At 41.1% G+C, this 7,798-nt stretch carries 4 protein-coding genes and 3 pseudogenes; 2 read left to right on the forward strand and 5 right to left on the reverse strand.

Annotation, left to right across the window (positions count from 1 at the left end):
- Window positions 1–427: 427 nt before the first annotated feature.
- A complete protein-coding gene (locus AC805_RS26155) occupies window positions 428–1,144 on the forward strand; it encodes a hypothetical protein (protein ID WP_082429430.1) in 717 nt (238 codons plus the stop codon).
- Between the two features lie 40 nt (window positions 1,145–1,184).
- Here the strand turns inward: AC805_RS26155 and AC805_RS07965 are convergent, their stop codons facing one another.
- Entirely contained in the window at window positions 1,185–1,397 is a 213-nt protein-coding gene (locus tag AC805_RS07965; RefSeq protein ID WP_156341346.1) for a hypothetical protein, read from the reverse strand.
- 126 nt (window positions 1,398–1,523) lie between these two features.
- Between AC805_RS07965 and AC805_RS07970 the strand changes: the two genes are divergently transcribed.
- Window positions 1,524–2,714, forward strand: coding sequence for an AAA family ATPase (locus AC805_RS07970; RefSeq protein ID WP_082429431.1), 1,191 nt, complete (start codon window positions 1,524–1,526; stop codon window positions 2,712–2,714).
- A 56-nt stretch (window positions 2,715–2,770) separates the two neighbouring features.
- Here AC805_RS07970 and nrdJ read toward each other — a convergent pair.
- The 4 genes and pseudogenes from nrdJ to AC805_RS07985 form a co-directional block, all read right to left on the reverse strand.
- Window positions 2,771–3,838 (reverse strand): annotated as a pseudogene (nrdJ, locus tag AC805_RS07975) (ribonucleoside-triphosphate reductase, adenosylcobalamin-dependent); the annotation flags it as partial.
- Between the two features lie 19 nt (window positions 3,839–3,857).
- Window positions 3,858–4,955: a hypothetical protein gene (locus AC805_RS07980; protein WP_156341347.1), complete on the reverse strand. Its 1,098-nt coding sequence runs from the start codon at window positions 4,953–4,955 to the stop codon at window positions 3,858–3,860.
- A 61-nt stretch (window positions 4,956–5,016) separates the two neighbouring features.
- Window positions 5,017–5,489: pseudogene (locus tag AC805_RS27300) on the reverse strand (hypothetical protein); the annotation flags it as partial.
- A 336-nt stretch (window positions 5,490–5,825) separates the two neighbouring features.
- Window positions 5,826–7,505 (reverse strand): annotated as a pseudogene (locus AC805_RS07985) (LAGLIDADG family homing endonuclease); the annotation flags it as partial.
- Window positions 7,506–7,798: the final 293 nt, after the last annotated feature.

Raw genomic sequence — 7,798 nt, forward strand, 5'->3', positions numbered from 1 at the left:
TCACTTCTTTGCATCTTTGTGGGGATATGTGAAATTGGAGGTTCTTAAACTCAATTCTAAGCTCAATCATTTTGCTCTCAAATCCAAATTGTATATTAAGGCTTTGCAGCAATCTTACTTGGAATGGCAATCCCTGAAACCTTTTTAGACTTCTGCGTAAGGTGAGTTATAAATTCGTCCAGAATTGGTTTATTCAGTTGAAATAATGCCTAAACAGCCAAGATACTTAAGGACTTTAATTTTTCGGTATTCGATAAAACCTTTGCCCTAAGAGCTTTACATAGATCCTTTCCTTTTTAGGACTACCAAAAAATGGGTTTAAAACCCTATCTTTAGAATGACGGATTTATAATAAAATGAATTGGATATTGCAAGCCATACAGTGGCATCCAATAATTCCCCTATATTCATCTAAAAAATATTTTCTATGAGTGAAGAAGAAAAGAATAAAAAAAGCAATAATATAGCTGGTTGGGTAGCGTTAATAGGAGCGTTTGCCACTATTTTGACAGCAATTGGTGCAAATCAATTTTTCCCTGACTTAGTAAAAAGTATTTTTATAAAGCCTACATCTCAACTTCCCAATTCACCCACTCCAACAGCTTCTCCAACTTCACCCACTCCAACAGCTTCTCCAACTTCACCCACTCCAACAATTCCTCCAACTTCACCCACTCCAACAATTCCTCCAACTTCACCTACTCCAACCTCGCCCATACCAACCCAAACCCCTACTCCAAAGCTATTGGATCAGAAACTTGTTGAAGACTATGTCTTCAAGTTTTATGGTTGCATAGGAAAAGGAGAAGATATCGAATGCAACCTTACAATCACCAATCAAATCAAGGATAGAAAATTCACACTTAACAGCCGTAACTACTTTGATACCGATCTTCACACAAAAATTATTGACAACGAAGGTAAATCCCATTCTATTAGTATTCTAGAATTAGGTGGCTATAAGGGTGAAGGTTATATGACAGTTAATAGTATTCAAGGTCTTGATTACCGCACAATTTTAACCTTTAAAAAGGTTCAGAATGAAGTGAATAAGATTAAACGCTTATCAATTTCTATTACTAATAGTAATAGTTCTGGCAATCCATTCTTAGTTACATTTGACGATATTCAAGTTTCAAAGTAATTCTGTCTATTGCGCTGAATGAAATCAGTACCGTCATACTTCAAAGACCATCAAAATCTGTAACAGCAAACTCTTGCTGAATCTGAGAAAGCTCAGCTTGAATTTGAGGATCTTGTGCCATTGCAGCAAGTTTATATCTAAAAGGAGAAATTAAAACTATCACTTCAACCTCTTGACTTCGGACAACAGGCAGATCGCACAGATGAATTTCACCATCTTTTTCTATAGTTTGCTGTAACCGAATTGTTTGCATAACCTTAATAATTTGTAGATCTGCATAAAAATATTGTACTCGCGATCGCATTAAACAATAACAAAAATATGTTCAGATATAGTATATTTTAGACAAAATAAGTCTCAGAAAGTAGATATTTAGTCAATGGCAAGCTCAGGAATACCAGAAACACCAGATATGATGGTGCGATTTATGCGATCGGGAGAGATCTTTACTCCCAGCGCCCCAATCGACAATCAGGCATTATTTGCGGGGAGAGTTAATCAACTCAATCGCATTATTGGCGCGGTTACACAGCGCGGACAGCACGCAATTTTGTTTGGAGAAAGAGGAGTTGGTAAAACCTCACTTGCCAACGTATTACTAAAAATATTAAGAGGCTCTCAAGAAAAATTAAAATCAGTCATCGTCAATTGTGATAGCGAAGATCGATTCGATCTATTGTGGTGCAAGATTTTTTTAGAACTTGAAAATACGCAAACCTTAGACTTTGAACCCCATCAAGTAAATCCAGAATTTATCAGACTTCGCCTTCAACGACAAATAACTGGTTCAGCAATTATCATCGTTGACGAAATGGATAGGCTCAACCGTGACTCCTACTTCACCGCTTCAATGGCTGACACCATCAAAACTCTCTCAGATCATTCTACTAATATCACCCTGATCTTAGTAGGAATTGCCAACGCAGTAGAAGAATTAATCGCTCAACATTTATCCATTGAGAGAGCGCTGATTCAGATTCAAATGCCAAGAATGTCCCATGAAGAACTAGCCGAAATTCTTCGCAAAGGATTAAGTAATTTGTCCATGACAATGGATCAGGAAGTAATAGATTTTATCGTTTTTTTGTCTCAAGGCTTACCAAATTACGTGCATTTATTGGCTTTACATGCCTCTCAGTCAGCAATACGAGAGAACCAATCAAATATTAATGTAAATCATCTCAATAAAGCAATTAGACAAGCTTGTGAAAACGCTCAACATAGTATCATGACGGCTTATTCCACTTCGATTTCTAGCTCTAGGCAAGAGACTATTTACCCCAAAGTTTTGTTAGCCTGTGCTTTAGCCCCAAAAGATGAAACAGGATGCTTTCGGGCAGTAGATGTTAGAGAACCATTATCCAGAATCTTAGGCAAAGAATATACCACAACTTCCGCTTTTAATCGGCATCTCAATCAATTTTGTGAAGAGTCCAGAGGTAAAGTTTTAGAAAAGAAAGGCATTGAGCGACATTATCGATTTCGTTTTATTAATGCCATGATGCCGCCATACATTATTATGGAAGGTTTGAGAAAAGGGATGATCAATTTAGAACAATTCAAACTCTAGAAGCCTATGTCACCAGCTATGCGGGTGACATAAGCTCTGTTTTTTAGCTTTAACTTCTATGGCTTCTGTTCAGGGAACATGCACTTATCAGAATCGCAACCCGCAGGACCCGCCTCCATCAACTCACCCGAATCATAACGCAACAAACTGGCGTAAAAATCATCAGATTTGCGACGTACTAGCACCTCAGCACTGAGCTTCTCATAGGTAGCCTTATCGATTGGCTCAAAGGGCAAACGTGGGAAGGTTTGCAGGTCATCAAAACGCGCCAATAGCGCCGCTGAGATATAACCCTCATCATCACGAATCGCTTCGTAAATCTTCTTCCCTAAAGGCTCGATTTCATGCTCCCGCAATTCCAAGGTTGCGGAAGTATTATGACGGGTGTAATGCTTCTGCACCTGCATATAGAAATCAAACTGTGCCATCACATCGAACTTACTGATGTCTACCTTGTCAGCACCGTCAAGGTCAGCCCAAGACACACTCACAGGAATCTCCACCAGCCATTCCGTACATCTCGGATCGAAGGGATCATTGAGCAATTGTCCATTCTCATCCTTATCCGATTGTGAAGGAATGATGCTATAGCCATAGTCCATACAAGCCCGCGCCACAGGATCTTCCTTACGGAAAGTAATCCGACGGATAAAGCGCTGCGCCTTCGGAGGATGCCACCCGGGGGAAGCACCAGTCAGCAAGGATTTTGTGCCTGCTGGCTGAACTGTCGTGCAGCGATTGGGGCGGCGGAAACCATGCGCGTCGCAATATTCCCAAACTGTCTGATGCACAATCTCACGCCAGCGATTTAGATAATTAGCTTCCTTCTCTTTGAAGTCTAGCCCCTGCACAGTGTCAGGACGACCTGATTCAAACCAGCGCAACCATTCCACACCAAAGGCATGAACGAAGAAGTCAAATAGCCCTGTGAAGGAGACACCCACAATTGGGTCAATTTCACGGCTAAATTGATAGCGTTCTTCATTGAAGCGATGATTGAGCAGCGCAGCAACCGACAAAGCACCTGCTTTAAAGGCTTCTTCCTGTTCCTTCTCATTGCGAGGATTGAGTTGATTGAGATGCACCTCCGATAGATTACAGTGAAAATCAGCACCGAGAATTTCCAGTATTTTTATTGTTTTGTTATCCTAGAGGCTCTTTATCCTCTAGTTCTAACGCTTCATAATTCGCGTTAGCTCCGAGTACCTTTTCTACCAAAGAACGAAAATAGTAAAGAATCTCTTTACGACTAGTTTGTTTACCTAATAAGGCTTTGCTGAGAGTTCTCTCATCTTGAATATCAAATTGATTACGGACTTGCTCGTAGAGAGGTTCAAGAACAGGCTTAATCTTGTTGAGCTTGCAGGTCATTATCTCTATTGGATAAGTCTCTGCAAACTTAAGGGCGATTTCCTGTATTAATTGAACATTTTCAGAAAATGTTTTTGAGCGAGTAGCATTTACAGAACATTTGTATGAACAATATTTTTGAGGATTATTCTTGCGAAATAAAACTTCAAAACTCTTCTTACAGTATTCGCAGGTCGTAAAGACTTGATAATAGCGTTGAAGATTGTATTGTTTTAGATTTTCTGTTTGCTGTTGAACTTTTTCGCTCTTAGCTCTAGAGTCTAACCACTTTTGTCGATATTCAGCATCTTGCAATCTAGCCTTTGCTCTTTGGGCAATTTTTGCTTTTGTTGACTGGGATGCTTCTACACCATAACGTGGATTGTTTTGACCAGAAGTATCCATGCCCAAACCATTCGCTATTTGCTTCCACTCTTGTTTGAGTTGTTCAAAAATAAATGATGTGGGATGAATTAACTTTCGTAGGTCTTTCTCTTGAATAATTTCTACTTTCAGTCCGTAGTCTTGCTCAAAAGTCAAGATTCGAGGTAAATCAGTCTCATAATTAAATCCACCTTTAATCTCTACATAGGAACCATCAGCTAATAGGAAATCAGGTTTATATGAGCCTCCCGTAGAAAGCGAAAACGTTTTGACTTCATATTGCCATTGGATTCCCATGTAGTCGAGATATCGAGCGTAAATATACTCTAAGGTCGATTTAAGATAATAGCCTTGATAGTAGCCGCAATAAGTTCTTCCGTTCATTAATAGCCCGACACTCGTGGAGGCTTCTATTCTAAAAAGATTAGAGTGCAAACGCACTTTTCTTTTAGGTTCATCCTCTACTCTGTACGGTGCTGGAAGAGCTTTAGTTCTTCCAGTTACCACGGGATTAGCGTCTCAGCCTTCCCCGTTTTTGCCAGGTTTTTAACGTGAGGCAAAATTATCTACCACACGGATTGAGTCCATAACGACTCATTCGATGCTCAAGCTCTAGTTCCAAATCATTCATCACTTTTTGCATAAGTTTTCTCTCATCTATTATAGGATTGGTTAGGAATTTGTGTGATGCTCTAGTAGAAGCTGCCGAAGATAGTCCTTAGCTAAATCCCTAGACTGGCTATAGAGTTCCACAAATTTTTGTTTCTTGTCGACAGTGTTTAATAGGTCAGCATTAGAACGTGCGATCGCTTCACCCGCCCATTGAATTGCGCCTTCACCCGAATAATATTGTTTGCGAACTGCATCAACACATTCTTGTTCAGTCGGCTTGCGATGGAATACCCTCGTGTGATTACTCATTCTCAAAGCATCACGTTCAGGATCAATTCTCCAATTACCTGCTTCATCCTGCTGCCAAAGATTATCTTTTGCAACAGAGCCTAAAGCATCTTCAGACAAAAATTGTCTCATGCCCGCACTGTTTGAAACAAGAATACCTTCACAAACAAACTCATGAATAGAAGCAACTTCAATGTCATAAGTGGGCGCAAATCTTACATCAAACTCAACTGATTTTACCTTTACAGGAATTAAATCCGTGCATTCAGGAATACGCTTCTGAACTGTTGGTGCAATCATTTGCTTTTGTGCGCCACTCCAATGATATTGGTAGGTATTCACAATCGGTCTAACCATCTCTTTAGGGAAGCCATGATCCTTAAATGATTGAGGACGAACCCTTTGGCTACTAGCAAAGCGCAATGAGTGAGCAGCAAATAACTCAGAAATTTTATCAAAGGCTGCTTCACCAACAGTGACTAGTTCACTTTCCCATTTACCTGTACGTTTGCGTGTAGAATGACACAACCTAGCTGTGATTCCTAATGAAGCATAGACCGATTGAACTTGACGCAAGAAATCAGAATGCACTGATGCAACTAACACGCCTTGACTAAAACAACCATCAGCATCTGCCAACCCAGCTAGGTAGGCTTCGCGGATATTAGCGGTTGCCAATAATATGCAGTCAGGGATGTTAATCGAAGTAAAAGCTCGTTTGAATTGCGAGAGATACTGATTGAGCGCACTAGAATTGAATTGCAATTCAAAAGCCTTCGCTTTAGATTGTTCTGGTGTTCTCAGCGTATGAGTATCTAATCCAAATAGCTCTCCAACAGCGATGAGCTTATCAATGATCTGTTGTTGATCTTCAGAAATTCGGAACCTTACGCGCCAACCATCACTTCCAACCGAGCCGTCACCATGCAAATAACCGATGAAATAGGCGACATCTGCCGTAAGTGCAGGAATAGTGATTCGTTTTGCTTGTGGAGCTAACGTCCCTTTAAATTCTGGTAATTCGGTCGGAGTACCAGTAATAGCTTTTGGTACAAAGATCAATCGATCATCTGCCTTGAGATCTTTAGCTTTGACCATCCGATATGTGCCATACACATCTTCCAAGACAGCTACTTTATGGTCTGAAGTACATTCAAAATAGCCATCTTCGGTTTTAATTCGGCAAAGCGATTGTGTACCTTGATCAAAAAAGTTAGTAACAGGATAGAATCCCTTACTGGTTAGCACCCGATCGCCGATCCGAATTTTTTCAATCGGTACTAATCCAGATTCGCTGTGAACCAATGCCCCAGCAGGTAAACAACGCCTAATATTTCCAGCCACGATGCAAACTGCGGCTTCATCGATGAGGATACAGCACTCAACCGAGGTGAGTTGACGACCGATCGCTTTATTTAGAATATTGGCACAGCGATCGTAGAGGGTAGGCAACTTGACAGGATTTGCCATGCCGCCGAAGCCCTTGAGGGGTTCACCACTGGGGCGCACATCGCTGATATCAACGGTGACTTGGACGGGCTTGGATGCGTCAAATTTTTCATCGCTGCATAGCTCTAGAAGCGATTGATAGGACTTGACCCAACCTTGACGACTATCACCAACAAAAAACTTGACAGAGTTATTGGCATAGTCAAATTCGACTTCGGTATTGTGGCGACGTTGCTCAACAGGGGTTGCGCCGATCGCACCGATGACATTGACTTGCAACTGGTTACGGATGACAGGCAGTTGGCTAATGTACTGCGGCTCTAATACGCCACCAGTACCCGATCCCTGCATCGCCAGATCCATCATCAAGCCAAAGGAACGCCAGTCGATCACATTGGTGCTAGTGCAGTTATAGGAGCCTGAGAAATTTTCGGGGCGATCAACCCAATCCGTACCGCCAACCCAGAGCCAACGCCCAGAGGTCAGGGATTTAAGCTGCTTTTGCATTTTGTCGATCAGGTCAGCTTGTTCTTTGGTCAGCTTACCTAGTGTCTTTAAACCTGAAAGTGTGCGATCGCATACCTCCGCCCAGCTTTCCCGCTTGTTATTATATTTGCGGCTATAAGTCCTGAAAAATACGGGATAAGCGGCCGGGGCGCTTTCGGGAAATCGAACCTCTTTGTCGAGGCGAATAAATTCTTGCACCATAAAAAATGCTTTTGTTTTAACATTAAGTCAGATAATACCTTAACTCACATTTAGTGCTAAAACCACATAAAAATTATTTGTCACACTATTAGTAGATTTTTGGGTTGCCGCTTAAATTTTGAGGGCGCGCAAAAAAGTGGCGATATTCATCATTTTTTTGCTTGAGATGCCCATACTTTTATAACTATAGCCACTTAGTCAGGGCATCAAACCCCATAGAGAGTTGCGGCGCGAAGTGCCGCAACTCTCTATGGGGTTTGTTTTTTGTCCTAACATTACTGACTATAGCTATA

Origin of the sequence: Pseudanabaena sp. 'Roaring Creek' (genome assembly GCF_001402795.1) — a bacterium.
In the GTDB taxonomy this organism is placed as follows: domain Bacteria; phylum Cyanobacteriota; class Cyanobacteriia; order Pseudanabaenales; family Pseudanabaenaceae; genus Pseudanabaena.